This is a genomic window from Comamonas suwonensis (assembly GCF_012844455.2).
Classification (GTDB): domain Bacteria; phylum Pseudomonadota; class Gammaproteobacteria; order Burkholderiales; family Burkholderiaceae_C; genus Comamonas; species Comamonas suwonensis.
This window is the reverse complement of sequence record NZ_JABBCQ020000006.1, coordinates 152,498-172,240: the sequence shown is the minus strand read 5'-3', so window position 1 is coordinate 172,240 and position 19,743 is coordinate 152,498. Positions and strand designations below refer to the sequence as shown.

13 protein-coding genes and 7 tRNA genes are annotated in these 19,743 nt (G+C 56.9%); all 20 read left to right on the top strand.

The window, feature by feature from the left end; translation table 11 throughout:
• Positions 1 to 76: transfer RNA gene (locus tag HF327_RS08910), tRNA-Arg, on the top strand.
• Positions 77 to 154: 78 nt separating this feature from the next.
• Positions 155 to 240, top strand: a tRNA-Tyr gene (locus HF327_RS08905).
• A 58-nt stretch (positions 241 to 298) separates the two neighbouring features.
• Positions 299 to 372: transfer RNA gene (locus HF327_RS08900), tRNA-Gly, on the top strand.
• A 44-nt stretch (positions 373 to 416) separates the two neighbouring features.
• Positions 417 to 491 (top strand) — tRNA-Thr (locus HF327_RS08895).
• A 75-nt stretch (positions 492 to 566) separates the two neighbouring features.
• Positions 567 to 1,757, top strand: a complete 1,191-nt coding sequence (gene tuf / locus HF327_RS08890) for an elongation factor Tu (protein WP_169107896.1) — start codon at positions 567 to 569, stop codon at positions 1,755 to 1,757.
• A 9-nt stretch (positions 1,758 to 1,766) separates the two neighbouring features.
• Positions 1,767 to 1,842: transfer RNA gene (locus tag HF327_RS08885), tRNA-Trp, on the top strand.
• Positions 1,843 to 1,930: 88 nt separating this feature from the next.
• Complete coding sequence (gene secE / locus HF327_RS08880; RefSeq protein WP_099739919.1) at positions 1,931 to 2,314, top strand: preprotein translocase subunit SecE; 384 nt, start codon at positions 1,931 to 1,933, stop codon at positions 2,312 to 2,314.
• Positions 2,314 to 2,901, top strand: coding sequence for a transcription termination/antitermination protein NusG (gene nusG / locus HF327_RS08875; protein WP_099739920.1), 588 nt, complete (start codon positions 2,314 to 2,316; stop codon positions 2,899 to 2,901). The genes secE and nusG overlap by 1 nt, the downstream gene beginning before the upstream one ends.
• Before the next feature lie 125 nt (positions 2,902 to 3,026).
• Entirely contained in the window at positions 3,027 to 3,458 is a 432-nt protein-coding gene (rplK, locus tag HF327_RS08870; RefSeq protein ID WP_012202438.1) for a 50S ribosomal protein L11, read from the top strand.
• Complete coding sequence (gene rplA / locus HF327_RS08865) at positions 3,459 to 4,154, top strand: 50S ribosomal protein L1 (protein ID WP_099739921.1); 696 nt, start codon at positions 3,459 to 3,461, stop codon at positions 4,152 to 4,154.
• A gap of 226 nt (positions 4,155 to 4,380) precedes the next feature.
• Positions 4,381 to 4,905, top strand: a complete 525-nt coding sequence (gene rplJ, locus HF327_RS08860; protein ID WP_099739922.1) for a 50S ribosomal protein L10 — start codon at positions 4,381 to 4,383, stop codon at positions 4,903 to 4,905.
• A 38-nt stretch (positions 4,906 to 4,943) separates the two neighbouring features.
• A complete protein-coding gene (rplL, locus tag HF327_RS08855; protein WP_099739923.1) occupies positions 4,944 to 5,321 on the top strand; it encodes a 50S ribosomal protein L7/L12 in 378 nt (125 codons plus the stop codon).
• Between the two features lie 276 nt (positions 5,322 to 5,597).
• A complete protein-coding gene (gene rpoB / locus HF327_RS08850) occupies positions 5,598 to 9,710 on the top strand; it encodes a DNA-directed RNA polymerase subunit beta (protein ID WP_169107895.1) in 4,113 nt (1,370 codons plus the stop codon).
• 122 nt (positions 9,711 to 9,832) lie between these two features.
• The gene (gene rpoC / locus HF327_RS08845) at positions 9,833 to 14,059 is read left to right on the top strand and encodes a DNA-directed RNA polymerase subunit beta' (RefSeq protein WP_169107894.1); all 4,227 of its coding nucleotides are present in this window, start codon (positions 9,833 to 9,835) and stop codon (positions 14,057 to 14,059) included.
• A gap of 121 nt (positions 14,060 to 14,180) precedes the next feature.
• Positions 14,181 to 15,566, top strand: a complete 1,386-nt coding sequence (gene rsmB, locus HF327_RS08840; protein WP_169107893.1) for a 16S rRNA (cytosine(967)-C(5))-methyltransferase RsmB — start codon at positions 14,181 to 14,183, stop codon at positions 15,564 to 15,566.
• Between the two features lie 25 nt (positions 15,567 to 15,591).
• Complete coding sequence (locus HF327_RS08835) at positions 15,592 to 16,176, top strand: DUF4390 domain-containing protein (protein ID WP_169107892.1); 585 nt, start codon at positions 15,592 to 15,594, stop codon at positions 16,174 to 16,176.
• Positions 16,176 to 18,500, top strand: a complete 2,325-nt coding sequence (locus HF327_RS08830) for a sensor histidine kinase (RefSeq protein ID WP_169107891.1) — start codon at positions 16,176 to 16,178, stop codon at positions 18,498 to 18,500. The genes HF327_RS08835 and HF327_RS08830 overlap by 1 nt, the downstream gene beginning before the upstream one ends.
• Positions 18,501 to 18,540: 40 nt before the next feature.
• Positions 18,541 to 19,206, top strand: coding sequence for a response regulator (locus tag HF327_RS08825; RefSeq protein WP_169107890.1), 666 nt, complete (start codon positions 18,541 to 18,543; stop codon positions 19,204 to 19,206).
• Positions 19,207 to 19,290: 84 nt separating this feature from the next.
• Positions 19,291 to 19,366, top strand: a tRNA-Phe gene (locus tag HF327_RS08820).
• A 166-nt stretch (positions 19,367 to 19,532) separates the two neighbouring features.
• Positions 19,533 to 19,608 (top strand) — tRNA-Phe (locus tag HF327_RS08815).
• The last annotated feature ends 135 nt before the right edge of the window (positions 19,609 to 19,743 follow it).

Sequence of the window (19,743 nt, the reverse complement as noted above, 5' to 3'; positions counted from 1 at the left end):
GCGGCTGTAGCTCAGTGGATAGAGTATTGGCCTCCGAAGCCAAGGGTCGTGGGTTCGATCCCCGCCAGCCGCACCAAGCTAAAGTTAGATAAACGAAAAGAAATTTCAGATTTCTTTTTGAGTTAAAAAACGATGCTATAATTCAAATCTCTTCGGAGGGGTGGCCGAGTGGTTAAAGGCAGCAGACTGTAAATCTGCCCGCTAACGCGTACACAGGTTCGAATCCTGTCCCCTCCACCAGTGATGGTGAAGAAGAGCGGTTGCTGAAAGTGGCAATCACGTGCAGTTGTGAATCTGTGCGGGAGTAGTTCAATGGTAGAACCCTAGCCTTCCAAGCTAATGACGCGGGTTCGATTCCCGTCTCCCGCTCCAGTTTGCGAGCAAAAAATTCTTTTGAAGTTGTTTTCAGCTTCATTGCCCATGTGGCTCAGTGGTAGAGCACTCCCTTGGTAAGGGAGAGGTCGCGGGTCCGATTCCCGCCATGGGCACCATTTTCTGGTGCGCTCATTTAATGGGGTAGCGCCGAAATCATCTTGTAGTCAATTAGTTTTTTCGGAGTCGGAAAAATGGCAAAAGAAAAATTCGAGCGCACAAAGCCCCACGTTAACGTGGGCACCATCGGTCACGTTGACCACGGTAAGACCACTCTGACTGCTGCTATCGCTACTGTGCTGTCCAAGCACTTCGGCGGCGAAGCCAAGGATTACTCGCAGATCGACAACGCTCCCGAAGAAAAGGCTCGTGGTATCACGATCAACACTTCGCACGTTGAATACGAAACTGCTGCTCGTCACTACGCTCACGTTGACTGCCCCGGTCACGCTGACTATGTGAAGAACATGATCACTGGTGCTGCTCAGATGGACGGCGCTATCCTGGTTTGCTCCGCAGCTGACGGCCCCATGCCCCAGACTCGCGAGCACATCCTGCTGTCGCGTCAAGTGGGCGTTCCTTACATCATCGTGTTCCTGAACAAGGCCGACATGGTGGACGACGAAGAACTGCTGGAACTGGTCGAAATGGAAGTGCGCGAGCTGCTGTCCAAGTACGACTTCCCCGGTGATGACACTCCTATCATCCGCGGCTCCGCTAAGCTGGCTCTGGAAGGCGACCAATCCGACAAGGGTGAACCCGCTATCCTGCGTCTGGCCGAAGCCCTGGATACATACATCCCCACTCCCGAGCGTGCTATCGACGGCGCCTTCGTGATGCCTGTGGAAGACGTGTTCTCGATCTCCGGTCGCGGCACTGTGGTGACTGGCCGTATCGAACGCGGCATCATCAAGGTCGGCGAAGAAATCGAAATCGTCGGTATCACAGATACTGCCAAGACGATTTGCACCGGCGTGGAAATGTTCCGCAAGCTGCTGGACCAAGGTCAAGCTGGCGATAACGTTGGCCTGCTGCTGCGCGGCACCAAGCGTGAAGATGTCCAGCGCGGCCAAGTTCTGGCCAAGCCCGGCTCCATCAAGCCCCACACACAGTTCACTTCCGAAGTGTACGTGCTGTCCAAGGACGAAGGCGGTCGCCACACTCCTTTCTTCAACAACTACCGCCCTCAGTTCTACTTCCGTACAACTGACGTGACCGGCTCCATCGAACTGCCAGAAGGCAAAGAAATGGTGATGCCTGGTGATAACGTTTCGATCACTGTCAAGCTGATCGCTCCTATCGCCATGGAAGAAGGTCTGCGCTTCGCTATCCGCGAAGGTGGTCGTACTGTTGGTGCCGGTGTGGTTGCCAAGATTATTGCTTAATAGATTTGTAGGGGTATAGCTCAATTGGCAGAGCGTCGGTCTCCAAAACCGAAGGTTGTAGGTTCGATTCCTACTGCCCCTGCCACCTCTTAATGGTGGAATCAACAAGAGCCCGCCTTTGGCGGGCTTTTGTGTCTTGAATTTGCACAATTTTTGTGCATTTGAAACGAAATATGGCCACTACTCAGGTTGAAACAGTCAGTTCTATGGCTGACAAAGCAAAAATTGCCGCGGTTGCGGCTTTAGTTGTTGCTTCTATTGCTGGCTTTTATCTGCTGAGCAAGCAAGGTGCACTGGTGCAATGGTCGGCCTTGATCGTTGGTCTGGTGTTATCTGCATTCGTTTTTCTGATCTCCGAGCCAGGTAAGCGCTTCATCGGCTTCGCCCGTGATGCTTGGCGTGAAGTGAAGAAGGTCGTCTGGCCAACCCGCAAAGAAACGATGCAAATGACTTTGTATGTCTTTGCCTTTGTAGTGGTGATGGCCTTGTTCTTGTGGTTCACCGATAAGACGCTTGAATGGGTCTTGTACGACCTGATTTTGGGCTGGAGGAAGTAATGGCTGATACTGTCGAAACAGATGTGAATGGTGGGGCAGCGGCATCCGCCAATCCCGATCTTCGCTGGTATATCGTCCATGCCTATTCGGGTATGGAGAAGGCTGTCGAGCGTAATATTACCGAGCGCATTGCGCGTTCGGGCATGCAGTCCAAGTTTGGCCGCATTCTGGTGCCTTCTGAAGAAGTGGTGGAAATGCGCAATGGCGTGCGCCGCACTACAGATCGTCGCCTGTTCCCGGGCTATGTCTTTGTCGAGATGGTCATGGAAGATGACACTTGGCACTTGGTCAAGCACACTAGCAAAGTCACTGGCTTTGTGGGTGGTGCTAAGAATCGTCCGGCCCCCATCTCTGAAGAAGAAATCCGCAAGATCGTCGACCAGATGCAGGAAGGCACTGAAAAGCCGCGTCACAAGGTCGAGTTCATGGTGGGTGAGTTGATTCGCGTCAAGGAAGGTCCGTTCGCAGACTTCAATGGCTCGGTTGAAGAAGTCAACTACGAGAAGAATCGTTTGCGCGTATCGGTCACCATCTTTGGCCGAGCAACTCCTGTGGAATTGGAATTCTCTCAAGTTGAGAAAACTTGAGATTCGCAATAGAATCTAGGGCTTCGCGTTTTTTGACTCGACGCGAAGCTTTTTTATAGAGTCAGAAACCTCGGGGAGCTGTTTGCACAGGTTGCAGGTGGCGTTATACCCGTAAGGAGCTCAACATGGCGAAAAAAATCGTCGGCTTCATCAAGCTGCAAGTGCCAGCTGGTAAGGCCAACCCTTCCCCTCCCATCGGTCCTGCGCTGGGTCAGCGTGGCCTCAACATCATGGAATTCTGCAAGGCGTTCAACGCCCAGACCCAAGGTGTCGAGCCAGGTCTGCCTTTGCCTGTGGTGATCACGGCTTTTGCTGATAAGAGCTTCACGTTCATCATCAAGACGCCTCCCGCAACTGTTCTGATCAAGAAGGCTATCAAGCTGGACAAGGGTTCTTCGAATCCTCTGAAGAACAAGGTCGGCAAGATCACACGTGCTCAGCTGGAAGAAATTGCTAACACCAAGCTGAAGGACATGAATGCCGCTGACGTCGACGCTGCTGTGCGTACGCTGGCTGGCTCTGCCCGTTCGATGGGCGTGATTGTGGAGGGCGTGTAAATGGCCAAGTTGACCAAGAAGCAAAAAGCTCTCCAGGGCAAGGTTGATTCCAACAAGCTGTACGCTTTCGCTGATGCTGTGGCGCTGGTGAAGGAAGCTGCAACTGCCAAGTTTGATGAGTCCATCGACGTGGCCGTGCAACTGGGCGTGGATGCCAAGAAGTCGGACCAAGTGGTTCGCGGCGCTGTTGTGCTGCCTCACGGTACTGGTAAGACTGCTCGCGTGGCTGTGTTCGCTCAAGGTGCCAAGGCTGAAGAAGCCAAGGCTGCTGGTGCTGACGTGGTCGGTATGGACGACCTGGCCGCTATGGTCAAGGCCGGTGACATGCCCTTTGACGTGGTGATCGCTGCTCCTGACGCGATGCGCGTTGTGGGTCAGCTGGGTCAGATCCTGGGCCCACGTGGTCTGATGCCTAACCCCAAGGTTGGCACTGTGACTCCTGACGTCGCTACGGCTGTGAAGAACGCCAAGGCTGGTCAAGTGCAGTTCCGCGTGGACAAGGCCGGTATCATTCACGGCACTATCGGCCGTCGCTCGTTCGACTCCGACAAGCTGCAAGGTAACCTGGCTGCTCTGATCGATGCCCTGAACAAGGCTAAGCCTGCTACCAGCAAGGGTCAGTACCTGCGCAAGGTGGCAGTGTCGTCGACTATGGGTGTGGGCGTTCGCGTCGATACACAATCCATCTCGGCGTAATTGCTAGAAATCGTCAGATGAGCCTGGCTCATCTGGTGTGGTGGGCTGCAGGAGTTGTTGCTCTTGCAGGTCATCCAAGACCGTTGGTGTGATTGGATCACTTAATCACGAAGGCCAACGCAGATGGCGATCCCGCTGCAGATGGAATTCTTTCCTAAACAGTTGGTCGCTGCAACAAGAGCGCGCATGAGGGACTTGTCCTGAGTGTGCATTTAAGGAGTAGACCTTGAGTCTTAATCGCAGTGAGAAAGAAGCGGTCATCAACGAAGTGACCAGCCTCGCCGCTAAAGCTCAAACGCTTGTGATCGCGGAATACCGTGGCATCACGGTCGCCGACATGACCAAACTGCGTGCTGATGCTCGCAGCAAGGGTGTGAGCCTGAGCGTGTTGAAGAACACCCTGGCCCGCCGTGCTGTCGCCGGTAGCGCGTTTGACGTGGTGGCTGACCAGATGACTGGTCCTCTGATCTATGGCTTCTCTGAAGACGCAGTGGCAGCCGCTAAAGTGGTGGCCGACTTCGCGAAGACCAACGACAAGTTGGTAATTCGCGGTGGCGCTTTCGGTGGCAAAGCCCTGGACGTGGACGGTGTGAAGCAACTGGCTAGCATTCCTTCCAAGGAAGTTCTGCTGGCACAAGTGTGCGGCTTGCTTATGTCCCCCATGTCGCGTACAGCCGTTGTGCTGGGCGCTCTGGCGGCAAAGAAGAGCGAAGGCTCTGCCGAAGTGGCAGCCGAAACAGCCGAAGCCTAAGCGCTCGGCAAGTAACCAACAAATTTTAGGAAATCAAAATGGCATTCGATAAAGACGCATTCTTGACCGCCCTGGACAGCATGACTGTTCTGGAACTGAACGACCTGGTCAAGGCTATTGAAGAGAAGTTTGGCGTGTCCGCCGCTGCTATGGCTGCTCCCGCTGCTGGCGGCGCTGCTGGTGGCGCTGCTGCTGCTGAAGAAAAGACCGAGTTCAACGTCATGCTGCTGGAAGCTGGCGCGAACAAGGTTTCCGTGATTAAGGCTGTGCGTGAAATCACTGGCCTGGGTCTGAAGGAAGCTAAGGATCTGGTTGACGGCGCTCCTAAGGCTGTCAAGGAAGCCGTTGCCAAGGCCGATGCTGAAGCTGCTGTGAAGAAGCTGATCGAAGCCGGTGCTAAGGCTGAACTGAAGTAATTCAGTAAAATCAAGGGCTGGAGACTCTTAAAAGGGTCTCCAGCCTTTGGCGCTTGTGGAACGCGCTGAAAGAACACACCAGAAAGCAGGTTTCTTTGGGAGTCTGCTTTTTAGTGTCTTCTGACAATCCGACAGCAGAAGATGCCTTGGTTCGGGCGGTGTGCAACGCATCGCCGTCAGCCATGGTTGGTAGTGGCCAACCGCCAAGCCCGCAGGGGAAACCCCTGTGGGGCAGTCGTCGCAGACCCAGGACTCATGTCTTTGCCCGGAGATCTCATGGCCTATTCTTATACCGAACGCAAGCGAATCCGCAAAAGCTTCGGGAGCCGCGATAGCGTGCTCGAAGTGCCTTATCTGCTGCAGATGCAAAAAGATGCCTATACAGCATTCCTGCAGGCAGATGTAGCCCCCAAAAAACGCACCATTGATGGCCTGCAAGCGGCCTTCAATTCCGCTTTCCCTATCGTCTCTCACAATGGTTTTGTGGAGATGAAGTTTGTCGAGTACAACCTCGCCAAACCCGCTTTCGACGTTCGTGAATGTCAGACCCGTGGTCTGACCTTTGCTTCCGCTGTGCGCGCCAAGGTTCAGCTGATCATTTATGACCGTGAGTCTTCGACATCACAGTCCAAGGTGGTCAAGGAAGTGAAGGAACAAGAGGTCTACATGGGCGAAGTGCCCCTGATGACCGAAAAGGGTTCGTTCATCATCAACGGTACTGAACGCGTGATCGTGTCTCAGCTGCACCGTTCGCCCGGCGTGTTCTTTGAACACGACAAGGGCAAGACCCACAGCTCGGGCAAGCTGCTGTTCTCGGCACGCATCATCCCTTACCGCGGCTCCTGGTTGGACTTCGAGTTCGACCCCAAGGACTTGCTGTACTTCCGTGTTGACCGTCGTCGCAAGATGCCTGTCTCCATTCTGCTCAAGGCGATTGGCCTGACACCTGAAACCATCCTAGCGACGTTCTTCGTGAACGACAACTTCCGCCTGATGGACAGCGGTGCGCAGATGGAGTTTGTGGCTGATCGTCTGAAGGGCGAAGTCGCTCGTTTCGACATCACCGACAAGGCTGGCAAGGTCGTCGTCGCCAAAGACAAGCGCATTACTGCGCGTCACACTCGCGAACTGGAGCAATCTGGCACCAAGTTCGTCAGCGTGCCCGAAGACTTCCTGCTGGGTCGCGTGCTGGCCAAGAACATCGTTGACCCTGACACTGGCGAAATCATTGCCAAGGCCAATGAAGAGTTGACCGAAGCGCTGCTCAAGAAGCTGCGCAGCGCTGGTGTGCAAGATGTTCAGTGCATCTACACCAACGAACTGGACCAGGGCGCTTACATCTCGCAGACTCTGCGTACCGATGAAACCGTGGACGAGTTCGCTGCCCGCGTTGCCATCTACCGCATGATGCGCCCCGGCGAGCCGCCAACCGAAGATGCAGTACAGGCTCTGTTCCAGCGCCTGTTCTACAACGCTGACACGTACGACCTGTCGCGCGTGGGCCGCATGAAGTTCAACGCCAAGATCGGCCGCGAAGGCGCCACCGGTCCCATGGTGCTGTCCAACGAAGACATCCTGGCCGTGGTCAAGATTCTGGTGGACCTGCGCAATGGTCGCGGCGAAGTCGATGATATCGACCACCTGGGCAACCGCCGCGTGCGTTGCGTGGGCGAACTGGCCGAGAACCAGTACCGTACCGGTCTGGCTCGTATCGAAAAGGCTGTGAAGGAACGTCTGGGTCAGGCTGAGCAAGAGCCCCTGATGCCTCACGACCTGATCAACTCCAAGCCCATCTCGGCTGCGCTGAAGGAATTCTTCGGTGCGTCGCAGCTGTCGCAGTTCATGGACCAGACCAACCCTCTGGCAGAAATCACGCACAAGCGTCGTGTTTCCGCTTTGGGCCCAGGCGGTCTGACTCGCGAACGTGCAGGCTTTGAAGTGCGTGACGTGCACGTGACCCACTACGGTCGCGTTTGCCCTATCGAAACGCCTGAAGGTCCCAACATTGGTCTGATCAACTCGCTGGCTCTGTATGCCCGCCTGAACGAGTACGGTTTCATTGAAACCCCGTACCGTCGCGTGGTGGATGGCAAGGTCACGATGGACATCGACTACCTGTCGGCCATCGAAGAAGGCAAGTACGTGATCGCCCAGGCGAATGCCGAGCTGGATGCCGCTGGTAATCTGGTGGGTGATCTGGTGTCGGCCCGTGAAAAGGGTGACTCCACTCTGGTGTCGGCCGAACGCGTTCAGTACATGGACGTGTCGCCTGCGCAGATCGTGTCGGTGGCTGCTTCGCTGATTCCTTTCCTGGAACACGATGACGCGAACCGTGCTTTGATGGGCGCCAACATGTCGCGTCAGGCCGTGCCTGTGCTGCGTCCTGAAAAGCCCATGGTCGGTACCGGTATCGAGCGCGTTGCTGCGGTTGACTCCGGCACTGTGGTGACGGCCAAGCGTGGCGGTATCGTTGACTACGTTGACGCGACCCGTATCGTGATCCGTGTGAACGACGACGAAGCCGTTGCCGGCGAAGTTGGCGTGGACATCTACAACCTGATCAAGTATCAGCGTTCCAACCAGAACACCAACATTCACCAGCGTCCTATCGTCAGCCGTGGCGATAAGCTGGCCAAGGGTGATGTGCTGGCGGATGGCGCTTCGACCGATCTGGGTGAAATCGCTATCGGCCAGAACATGCTGATCGCGTTCATGCCCTGGAACGGCTACAACTACGAAGACTCGGTGATGATCAACGAGCGCATCGTGGCTGATGATCGCTACACCTCGATCCACATCGAAGAACTCGTTGTGATGGCTCGCGACACCAAGCTGGGTGCCGAAGAAATCACGCGCGATATTCCCAACCTGTCCGAGCAGCAACTGAACCGCATGGACGAGTCGGGCATCATCTACGTGGGTGCAGAAGTGCAACCCGGCGATGTGCTGGTGGGCAAGGTCACTCCTAAGGGTGAAACCACGCTGACACCTGAAGAGAAGCTGCTGCGCGCCATCTTCGGCGAGAAGGCTTCCGACGTGAAGGACACTTCTTTGCGTGTGGATCAGGGCTCTTCGGGCACCGTGATCGACGTGCAAGTGTTCACGCGTGAAGGCATCCAGCGCGACAAGCGTGCTCAGCAAATTATTGATGACGAGCTGAAGCGCTTCCGTCTGGACCTGAACGACCAGCTGCGCATTGTGGAAGCTGACGCTTTTGACCGTATCGAGAAGCTGCTGACTGGCCGCGTGGCCAATGGCGGTCCTCAGAAACTGTCCAAGGGTGCCAAGATCGACAAGGCTTATCTGGACGGCGTGGAGAAGTTCCACTGGTTCGATATTCGTCCTGCAGAAGACGATGTGGCCGCTCAGCTGGAGTCCATCAAGAACTCCATCGAGCAGCAGCGTCACACGTTTGACCTGGCATTCGAAGAAAAGCGCAAGAAGCTCACGCAAGGCGACGAGTTGCCCGCTGGCGTGCTGAAAATGGTCAAGGTGTACCTGGCCGTCAAGCGTCGTCTGCAGCCTGGTGACAAGATGGCCGGTCGTCACGGTAACAAGGGTGTGGTCTCCAAGATCACTCCCGTGGAAGACATGCCTTTCCTGGCTGATGGCTCCACCGCCGACATCGTGCTGAACCCGCTGGGCGTGCCTTCGCGTATGAACATCGGTCAGGTGCTGGAAGTGCACTTGGGCTGGGCCGGTAAGGGTCTGGGCCAGCGCATCGGTGACATGCTGCAAAAGGAAGCCCGTGCTGCTGAAGTGCGCGCCTTCCTGGAAGAGATCTACAACCGCAGCGGTCGCAAGGAAGAGCTGTCTCACCTCGACGACGGCGAAGTCATGTCCATGGCCAAGGAATTGACCACTGGCGTGCCTTTTGCAACGCCTGTGTTTGATGGTGCTTCTGAAGCCGAAATCAAGGACATGCTGCAACTGGCCTACCCTGAGGACGTCGCGCAGGCCAAGGGTCTGACCGAAGCCCGCACTCAGGCCTACCTGTATGACGGCCGTACTGGCGAGCGCTTTGAGCGTCCGACTACCATCGGCTACATGCACTACCTGAAGCTGCACCACTTGGTCGACGACAAGATGCATGCCCGCTCTACCGGTCCTTACTCGCTGGTTACGCAGCAACCTCTGGGCGGTAAAGCGCAGTTCGGTGGCCAGCGTTTCGGTGAAATGGAAGTGTGGGCGCTGGAAGCTTACGGCGCCGCATATGTGCTGCAGGAAATGTTGACTGTGAAGTCCGATGACGTGGTGGGTCGTACCAAGGTGTACGAATCCATTGTCAAGGGCGAGCACTCGATCGAAGCGGGCATGCCCGAATCGTTCAACGTGCTGGTCAAGGAAATCCGCTCTCTGGGCTTGGATATCGAGCTCGAGCGTTCTTAACGCCTATTAAACAGAGAGCTGCAACCGCTTGAAAACAAAGGATTTGCGCTTGGTTCTTTCCTCAAACCAAGGCAAATCCAGCGGTGGCTGCAATGATTTTTGACGAAAAGGGAAAGAGTTACATGAAATCGCTACTCGACCTGTTCAAGCAATTTACGCCTGATGAGCACTTTGATGCCATCAAGATTGGCTTGGCTTCGCCCGAAAAGATCCGTTCGTGGTCTTTTGGCGAAGTGAAGAAGCCTGAAACGATTAACTACCGTACCTTCAAGCCTGAGCGTGATGGTCTGTTTTGCGCCAAGATCTTTGGCCCAATCAAGGACTACGAATGCCTGTGCGGCAAGTACAAGCGCCTGAAGCACCGCGGTGTGATCTGCGAGAAGTGCGGCGTTGAAGTCACACAGACCAAGGTTCGCCGCGAACGCATGGGTCACATCGACCTGGCTGCACCTTGCGCTCACATCTGGTTCCTGAAGTCCCTGCCTTCGCGCCTGGGCCTGGTGCTGGACATGACGCTGCGTGACATCGAGCGCGTGCTGTACTTTGAAGCCTACGTGGTGACCGACCCCGGCATGACCCCGCTGAAGAAGTTCAGCATCATGACCGAGGACGACTACGACGCTAAGCAGATCGAATACGGCTACGACGAATTCACCGCCAAGATGGGCGCTGAAGGCATCAAGGACCTGCTGGAAGGCATCGATATCGACATCGAAATCGAACGCCTGCGCAACGACTTGACCGGCTCCGAAGTCAAGGTCAAGAAGAATGCCAAGCGCCTGAAGCTGCTGGAAGCGTTCAAGAAGTCCGGCATCAAGCCCGGCTGGATGGTGATGGAAGTGCTGCCTGTGCTGCCTCCCGATCTGCGTCCTCTGGTGCCTCTGGACGGCGGTCGCTTTGCGACTTCCGACCTGAACGACCTGTACCGCCGCGTTATTAACCGTAACTCGCGTCTGCGCCGCCTGCTGGAGCTGAAGGCTCCGGAAATCATTGCCCGCAATGAAAAGCGCATGCTGCAAGAAGCGGTTGACTCGCTGCTGGACAACGGTCGTCGCGGCAAGGCCATGACGGGTGCCAACAAGCGTGCCCTGAAGTCCCTGGCTGACATGATCAAGGGTAAGAGCGGTCGTTTCCGCCAGAACTTGCTGGGTAAGCGCGTCGACTACTCCGGTCGTTCCGTGATTACCGTGGGTCCTTACCTCAAGCTGCACCAGTGCGGTCTGCCCAAGCTGATGGCTCTGGAGCTGTTCAAGCCCTTCATCTTTGCGCAGCTCGAGCAGCGCGGCATTGCCACGACCATCAAGGCTGCCAAGAAGGAAGTGGAAGCCGGTACGCCCGTGGTGTGGGACATCCTTGAAGAAGTCATCAAGGAACACCCCATCATGCTCAACCGTGCGCCTACGCTGCACCGTCTGGGTATCCAGGCGTTTGAGCCTATCCTGATCGAAGGCAAGGCCCTGCAACTGCACCCGCTGGTTTGCGCTGCGTTCAACGCCGACTTCGACGGTGACCAGATGGCGGTTCACGTGCCTTTGTCTGTGGAAGCACAGATGGAAGCCCGCGTGCTGATGCTGGCCTCGAACAACGTGCTGTTCCCCGCTTCGGGCGAACCCTCCATCGTTCCTTCTCAGGACGTGGTGCTGGGTCTGTATCACGCGACGCGTGAAAAGATCAACGGCAAGGGCGAAGGCATGGTGTTTGCCGACCTGATGGAGCTGCAACGCGCTCTGGACGCCGGTGAGACCGAACTGCACGCCAAGATCAGCGTTCGCCTGACCGAGTGGAGCAAGAACAAGGAATCGGGTGAATTCGAGCCTGTGACCTCGCTCGTGGAAACCACGGTGGGTCGTGCTCTGATGTCTGAAATCCTGCCCAAGGGCCTGGCTTTCAGCAACATGAACAAGGCGCTGAAGAAGAAGGAAATCTCCAAGCTGATCAATGCCTCGTTCCGCAAGTGCGGTCTGAAGGCTACGGTCGTGTTTGCGGACAAGCTGCTGCAAAACGGTTTCCGTCTGTCCACCCACGCAGGTATCTCGATCTCCATCGATGACATGCTGGTGCCTCCACAAAAGGCCGACATCCTGGCACGCGCCGAAGGCGAAGTGAAGGAAATCGAGCAGCAGTACGTTTCGGGTCTGGTGACCTCCGGTGAGCGCTACAACAAGGTTGTGGACATCTGGGGCAAGGCCGGTGACGACGTGTCCAAGGTGATGATGGACCAGCTGAAGGTTGAAAAGACCACTGACCGTCACGGCAACGTGGTGGATCAGGAGTCGTTCAACGCCATTTACATGATGGCTGACTCCGGTGCCCGAGGCTCCGCAGCTCAGATTCGTCAGCTGGCCGGTATGCGTGGTCTGATGGCCAAGCCTGATGGCTCGATTATTGAGACGCCTATTACCGCGAACTTCCGCGAAGGCCTCAACGTGCTGCAGTACTTCATCTCCACCCACGGTGCTCGTAAGGGTCTGGCGGATACGGCGTTGAAGACAGCGAACTCGGGTTACCTGACTCGTCGTCTGGTGGACGTGACGCAAGACTTGGTCGTGAACGAACAAGACTGCGGTACCTCCAACGGTTACCTGATGCGCGCCATCGTCGAAGGCGGTGAAGTGATCGAGTCCCTGCGCGACCGCGTGCTGGGCCGTACCACTGCCGAAGAAGTGCTGCACCCAGAAAATCGTTCCGTGTTGCTGCCTGCCGGCACCTTGCTGGACGAAGACCTGCTGGAAGAGCTGGAAACCCATGGCGTGGACGAAATCAAGGTGCGTACCGCACTGACCTGCGAAACCCGCTTTGGTCTGTGCGCAACCTGCTACGGTCGTGACTTGGGTCGCGGCGGCATGATCAACCTCGGCGAAGCCGTGGGTGTGATCGCTGCCCAGTCCATCGGTGAACCCGGTACCCAGCTCACCATGCGTACGTTCCACATTGGTGGTGCAGCTTCGCGTGCGGCTATCGCGTCGAGCGTGGAAGCCAAGTCCAATGGTTCCATCGGCTTCAACAGCACGATGCGCTATGTGTCCAACACCAAGGGCGAGCTGGTGGTGATTTCCCGTTCTGGCGAAATCGTGATCAGCGAAAACGGCCGTGAGCGTGAGCGTCACAAAGTGCCTTATGGCGCCATCCTGACGATCAAGCCTGATGAAGTCATCAAGGCTGGCAAGATCCTGGCGAACTGGGATCCTCTGACTCGACCCATCATTACGGAATACGCCGGTCGCGTGAATTTTGAAAATGTGGAAGAAGGTCTGACGGTTGCCAAGCAGGTCGACGAAGTGACCGGTCTGTCCACTCTGGTGGTGATCGATCCCAAGCGTCGCGGCTCTGCCAAGGTGGTTCGTCCTCAGGTCAAACTGATCGACGCCAACAACCAGGAAGTCAAGATCCCCGGTACCGATCACTCGGTGACGATTGGCTTCCAGGTTGGCGCGCTGATTCAAGTGCGTGACGGTCAGGAAGTGGGCCCCGGCGAAGTGCTGGCCCGTATCCCTGTTGAAGGTCAGAAGACCCGAGACATTACCGGTGGTCTGCCACGTGTGGCCGAGCTGTTCGAAGCGCGTACGCCCAAGGACAAGGGTACTCTGGCAGAAATGACCGGTACTGTGTCGTTCGGTAAGGAAACCAAGGGCAAGATCCGCCTGCAGATCACTGATCTGGAAGGTAAGGTCTCTGAAGAGCTGGTGCCTAAGGAGCGCAACATTCTGGTCCACGAAGGCCAGGTGGTGAACAAGGGTGAATCGATTGTGGACGGCCCAGCTGACCCACAAGACATCCTGCGTTTGCTGGGTATCGAAGAACTGGCTCGTTACATCGTTGACGAAGTGCAGGACGTGTACCGCTTGCAGGGCGTGAAGATTAACGACAAGCACATCGAGGTGATCGTTCGCCAGATGCTGCGTCGCGTGATCATCGAGAACTCTGGCGATACCACCTACATCCAGGGTGAACAGGTCGAGCGTTCCGAGGTGCTCAACACCAACGAAGCCATGCAACGTGATGGCAAGATCCCCGCTACGTACTCCAACGTGCTGCTGGGTATTACCAAGGCGTCGCTGTCGACCGACTCGTTCATCTCTGCGGCTTCCTTCCAGGAAACCACACGTGTGCTGACCGAAGCTGCCATCATGGGCAAGCGCGACGAACTGCGTGGCCTGAAGGAAAACGTGATCGTGGGTCGTTTGATTCCTGCCGGTACCGGTCTGGCTTATCACCAGGCTCGCAAGGCCAAGGACGAGATGGACGACGCCGAGCGCCGCGCCATTGCCGAGGCTGAAGAAGCTGAGCTGGCCGGTGTTCTGTCCGACGACGCTGAAGTTGCTCCTGCGGGCAACGCATCGGCTGAGTAAGCAAAGCCCTGATCTGAAGCGGGCAACGGCTTCAGATCACTGCTGATGCACCGCGCTCCCGCTCTGCCTTGTGCAGACGGGAGCGTTTTTCATTGATTCAAAATTTTCAGGCCTGCATTTCATGACTTCCACGCCGTCCAAACCCAAGAACGCCAGCCAAGGTGCTGCCACGCCCAATGCGCCTGCCCTGTGGCAACAGCTGGATGCAGTGGCCAAGGCTCTGCATGGCATTCTGGGTGGCCAGTCCAGCAAGACCGTGCTGGCACAGGTGCCGCAGCGGTTGCGTCCGGGTGTGCAGGCTTTGCTGTTTCAGGTGCTGCGCAATCTGGGCCGTGCTCAGGCGCTGCAAAAACAGCTGGTATCGCGTGCGCCTGCACCCAAGGTCAGCGCCTTGCTGAGCACGGCTCTGGCACTGGCATGGGATGAGGCCCATGCGCCTTATCCGCCGTTCACGCTGGTCAATCAGGCCGTTGAAGCCGCCAAGAACGGTGCTGCCCGTGCGCAATCTGGCTTTATCAACGGCTGCCTGCGCCGTTTCTTGCGCGAGCGGGATGAACTGGTCTCGGTCACGGAAAGCGATCCGGTCGCGGTGTGGAATCATCCCGGCTGGTGGATAGCACGCCTTAAAAAGGACCATCCTCAGGATTGGCAGGCCATTCTGGCGGCCAACAATGATCAGCCGCCCATGACCTTGCGTGTGAATACGCAAAAATGCACACCAGCGCAATACCAGTCAGCGCTGGTAGCTATGAATTTGAATGCGAAAGCCGTTGCTGAATCAGGCCTTCAACTCGAGCATGCCGCTCCCGTGCATGAACTGCCGCACTTTGAAGAAGGCTGGGCCTCGGTACAAGACGGTGCAGCGCAGGCCGCCGCGCCTTTGCTGTTGGACGGAATGGTGTTGCCTGAAGGTCGCCCCCTGCGCGTGCTGGACGCCTGTGCCGCCCCAGGCGGCAAGACCGCACACCTGCTGGAGCACGCCGCGCCCGGCAGCATTGAGGTGACAGCGCTGGAAATTGACCCCGAGCGCGCGCGCCGCATTGGCGAGACGCTGGCTCGTCTGGGTCTGCAAGCCAAGGTGGTGGTGGCCGATGCCTCCAAGCCTCAAGACTGGTTTGAGTCGGAATGCGGTGGCCTGCCCTTTGATGCCATTTTGCTGGATGCACCATGCACGGCCTCGGGCATTGTTCGCCGCCAGCCCGATGTGCGCTGGTTGCGCCGCGAAAGCGATGTGGCCCAGCTCGCCACTATCCAGTCCAAGTTGCTCGATACCCTGTGGCCGCTGTTGCAGCCGGGGGGCCGTATGGTTTATTGCACCTGCTCCGTTTTCAAGTCCGAAGGCGATGTGCAGATGCAAGCGTTTCTTATGCGCAACACTACAGTGACCAGCTTGCCTGCTCCGGGGCATTTATTGCCCGGTAATTCGGCAAAAGACGGCTCTGTGTCTGACAATCCCTTAGGTGATCACGACGGCTTTTTTTACGCTCTGCTGGAAAAATCGCGCTAACGCTGCGGCGGGGGCGGTGCTGCGTATGGCCTGGGCCTGCGTTACAGCGCTGCTGCTGTGGTGCAGCCTGACGCAGGCACACGCCGATACCGTGATCCCGGACATCAGCTCCATGCAGCTCACCCGCACTGATGAAGGCCTCTTCCTCTCTGCCAACCTGCAATTCGAGCTGCCCGGTCAAGTGGAAGATGCTCTGCGACAGGGCATTCCCATGTATTTCGTTGCTGATGCACAGGTGCAGCGAGAGCGCTGGTACTGGTCTGATCAGCAACTGGGTGTGGCAACGCGGTACTTCCGCCTTACGCACCAGCCGCTCACACGGCGCTGGCGCCTGCATATCTCCAATACGGCCTTTACCAGCTCCGGAACGGGGCTGGCGCTGGGGCAGACCTATGAACAGCTGGAGGATGCTGTGGCTGCCATTCAGCGCATTAACCGCTGGAAGATTCTGGAGCCTGCGCAACTCAGCTCAACCTATGGCGTTTCCGTGCAACTACGCTTTCGAGTCGACCTCTCTTCGCTGCCCAGACCCCTGCAGATCGGCGCTCTGGGTCGCTCGGGCTGGAATTTGCAGCTCTCTCGCACCCAGGCACTGGAGGCTGCACCCTGATGGCCGATTTTCAGCATCTGGACGCGGAAGGCAGCACGGCAACTGTAGGGCGCTGGTCACGCACCACGCGCTGGGCCGTGGGTACGGGTGTGGTCCTGATGGTGGTGGTCGGCGTTTTGCTGCTGTTCTTGCTGACCATGGCGACCAACAACCGCCTGGCTTACGAACGCAATTACAACTGGCTGTTTGCCGCCAATGTGGTGGCTGCAGGTCTGCTGCTGCTGGTGCTGTTGTGGGGCGGCCTGCGGCTGGCACTGAGGCTCAAGCGCGGGCGCTTTGGCAGCCGGCTGCTGCTCAAGCTGGCAGGCATCTTCATGCTGGTGGGCTTGCTGCCGGGTTTGCTTATTTATGTGGTGTCTTACCAGTTTGTCTCGCGCTCCATTGAGAGCTGGTTTGATGTCAAGGTTGAAGGTGCGTTGTCTGCGGGTGTGAGTCTGGCCAGTTCTACGCTGGATACGGTGGCCAACGATATGGCCAACAACACCCGCACTGCGGGCATCCAGTTGTCCCAGGTTTCGGATGCTGGTGCAGCTTTGATGCTGGAGCGCATCCGGGACCAGATTGGTGCGACGGATGTGGTGCTTTGGAATGCATCGGGTAAAGCCATTGCCAGCGCCGGGCAATCGCAATTCAGTTTGGCACCCGATCGCCCCACTCCACAGCAGCTACGCAACTTGCGTGAACAAGGCGGCCAGCGTGCAGTTGCCAGTATCGAAGGACTGGACGATGCAGGGGATGCGCCCGTCGAAAAAACCGCTATCAATGCCAAGGTGCGCACGCTGGCGCTGGTCCCCAACTCTACGGTCAACCTGTTGGAAGAAGCTCGCTATCTGCAGGCCATGATCCCGCTGCCAGAGACACTGGTCATCAATGCACTGGCTGTGCAAGAGGCTAATCGCGAATACCAGGAGCGGGCACTTGCTCGCGCTGGATTGCAGCGCATGTATATCGGCACGCTGACGCTGGCGCTGTTTTTAGCGGTGTTTGGTGCGGTGGTACTGGCCGTGGTGCTGGGCAATCAGCTCGCCAAGCCTTTGCTGCTGCTGGCGCAGGGCATGCGTGATGTGGCGCGTGGTGATTTGCGGCCCAAACCCGCGCTGCAAACTGGGGATGAAATTGGCGGACTGACACGCTCTTTCGCTGTCATGACGCAGCAACTGGCCGATGCCCGCGCTGACGCCAACCGCAACTTGCTCCAGCTCGATGCGGCTCGCAGCAATCTGCAGACTATTCTGGACAACCTCACATCGGGCGTCATCGTGCTCGATAGAAACTGGCGCATTGTGCTCAGCAATCCGGGTGCCACACGCATTCTGCGTGCGCCTATGGCGGTGTTTCAGGGCAAGCGCCTGGGCGACGTCTCGGGCTTGCAAGACTTTGCCCGTGTGGTGCAGGAGCAGTTCGACATCTTCCTCGGCGATGTCTCTGGCGAGCAAGGCCGCGACCGCTGGCAGCAGGTTTATGAGCTGGATGGCGGCAGCGGCAATGGCGATGTGGTGCACAACACCACAAGCCTTGTCATGCGTGGTGCAGAGCTACCCGAAGATCAGCGCCTGCTAGTGTTTGACGATATTTCCGAAATTGTCTCGGCCCAGCGTGCACAGGCGTGGGGTGAAGTGGCTCGCCGCGTCGCCCATGAAATCAAGAATCCGCTGACCCCGATACAGCTGTCTGCCGAGCGTATGGCCATGAAGCTGACGGACAAGCTCCAGCCCACAGAGCAAGCGCTGCTGGCCAAGTCCGTCAAAACCATCGTCGATCAGGTTGCCGCCATGAAGCGGCTGGTCGACGAGTTCCGCGAATACGCGCGTTTGCCCGCCGCCAATCTGCAGCCGCTGGACCTGAATGCACTGGTTGCAGATGTTTTACAGCTCTATGGCGAAGAGAATGCGACGGTGCGTGTGGACGTATCGCTGGACGAAACCTGCCCTTTGATTCAAGGCGACAGCCAGCAATTGCGTCAGGTCATCCACAATCTTTTGCAAAATGCACAAGATGCGACTGCGCAGAGAGCCCAGGAAACAGGGCAGACTCCGGGCTCCGTCACAATCGAAACCCGCTGGAACGATGCGGCTCAGCGCGTGCGCCTGAGCATCAGCGACAGTGGCACGGGTTTTGCTCCTAATATTTTGCAAAGAGCTTTCGAGCCCTATGTCACCACCAAAACTCGCGGAACGGGTCTTGGCTTAGCTGTCGTCAAGAAAATTGCAGATGAACACGGCGCAAGAGTAGACCTGGGTAATCGAGAGGAAGACGGGGTAGTTCAAGGCGCGCGAGTGTCGCTATCATTTGTACCCAACGATCGCACAGAGGCGGACGCTTGATTGCGCCTCTGGACAATGCACAGCAATAGGCTTTAGACACATGGCAAACATACTGGTGGTCGACGACGAACTGGGGATCCGGGATTTGTTGTCGGAAATCCTCAACGACGAAGGTCATAGTGTGGACGTGGCAGAAAACGCCACGCAGGCACGCGTATCCAGAGCAACCCAAAACTACGACCTGGTCCTGCTCGATATCTGGATGCCCGATACGGATGGCGTCACCTTGCTTAAAGAGTGGGCGACCGCAGGCCAGCTCACCATGCCCGTCATCATGATGAGTGGCCACGCCACCATTGAAACGGCGGTCGAGGCAACGCGCATCGGCGCCCTTTCCTTCCTCGAAAAGCCCATCACCATGCAAAAGCTGCTCAAAGCAGTGGAGCAGGGTCTGGCCCGCAGCACGGCAAGCCAGAATACTGATGCCGTGTCTTCAAGCAGTAACGGCGCAACACCTTCAGCCACCGCAAGCATTACCGCACAGGCCGCAGAAGACAACTTGCCCAATTCTCACCAAGGCTTTGATCTGGACCGACCGCTGCGCGAAGCACGGGATGGTTTTGAAAAGGCCTACTTTGAATTTCACCTGGCGCGCGAAGGCGGCTCCATGACGCGCGTGGCCGAGAAGACCGGTCTTGAGCGTACCCACCTTTATCGCAAACTGCGACAGCTGGGCGTGGACCTTGGTCGCAACCGACGCGGTTAATTTTCAAAAAAATTGCGAGTTTCGATTTGAGGCTGAAAAGTATGCCTATAATCGTGGCTTCAGTATCCAAGGGTGCTGAGAAAAGGCCCGGTAGCTCAGTCGGTAGAGCAGAGGATTGAAAATCCTTGTGTCGGCGGTTCGATTCCGTCCCAGGCCACCAGATTCAAAGCCTCAGTACTGCAAAGTTCTGAGGCTTTTCTGCATCTCAGGCCAGCTTTCTCTGCCCAGGCTGCGTGATGAGCTGGGTCACCTGCCCGCGTCGGAATTGAGTCCGGAAAATATGCCTATAATCACGGCTTCAGCGAACACATGCGCTGGATAAAAAAGGCCCGGTAGCTCAGTCGGTAGAGCAGAGGATTGAAAATCCTTGTGTCGGCGGTTCGATTCCGTCCCAGGCCACCAAATACGAAGCCCTAGATCAGAAATGATCTAGGGCTTTTCTGTTTGTGCTTGAGGAAAAGAGTCCTTGGTTCCCGGTGCTATGCCGGTTTTTGGCATAGCCGCTATGCCGGGATTGGTGGGAATGCTGCGGGGGCC

Excerpts from the sequence above, each read along its gene's own strand:
- tuf (WP_169107896.1), top strand. The coding sequence starts at position 567 with ATGGCAAAAGAAAAATTCGAGCGCACAAAGCCCCACGTTAACGTGGGC.
- secE (WP_099739919.1), top strand. The coding sequence starts at position 1,931 with ATGGCCACTACTCAGGTTGAAACAGTCAGTTCTATGGCTGACAAAGCA.
- nusG (WP_099739920.1), top strand. The coding sequence starts at position 2,314 with ATGGCTGATACTGTCGAAACAGATGTGAATGGTGGGGCAGCGGCATCC.
- rplK (WP_012202438.1), top strand. The coding sequence starts at position 3,027 with ATGGCGAAAAAAATCGTCGGCTTCATCAAGCTGCAAGTGCCAGCTGGT.
- rplA (WP_099739921.1), top strand. The coding sequence starts at position 3,459 with ATGGCCAAGTTGACCAAGAAGCAAAAAGCTCTCCAGGGCAAGGTTGAT.
- rplL (WP_099739923.1), top strand. The coding sequence starts at position 4,944 with ATGGCATTCGATAAAGACGCATTCTTGACCGCCCTGGACAGCATGACT.
- rpoB (WP_169107895.1), top strand. The coding sequence starts at position 5,598 with ATGGCCTATTCTTATACCGAACGCAAGCGAATCCGCAAAAGCTTCGGG.
- rpoC (WP_169107894.1), top strand. The coding sequence starts at position 9,833 with ATGAAATCGCTACTCGACCTGTTCAAGCAATTTACGCCTGATGAGCAC.
- rsmB (WP_169107893.1), top strand. The coding sequence starts at position 14,181 with ATGACTTCCACGCCGTCCAAACCCAAGAACGCCAGCCAAGGTGCTGCC.
- HF327_RS08835 (WP_169107892.1), top strand. The coding sequence starts at position 15,592 with ATGGCCTGGGCCTGCGTTACAGCGCTGCTGCTGTGGTGCAGCCTGACG.
- HF327_RS08830 (WP_169107891.1), top strand. The coding sequence starts at position 16,176 with ATGGCCGATTTTCAGCATCTGGACGCGGAAGGCAGCACGGCAACTGTA.
- HF327_RS08825 (WP_169107890.1), top strand. The coding sequence starts at position 18,541 with ATGGCAAACATACTGGTGGTCGACGACGAACTGGGGATCCGGGATTTG.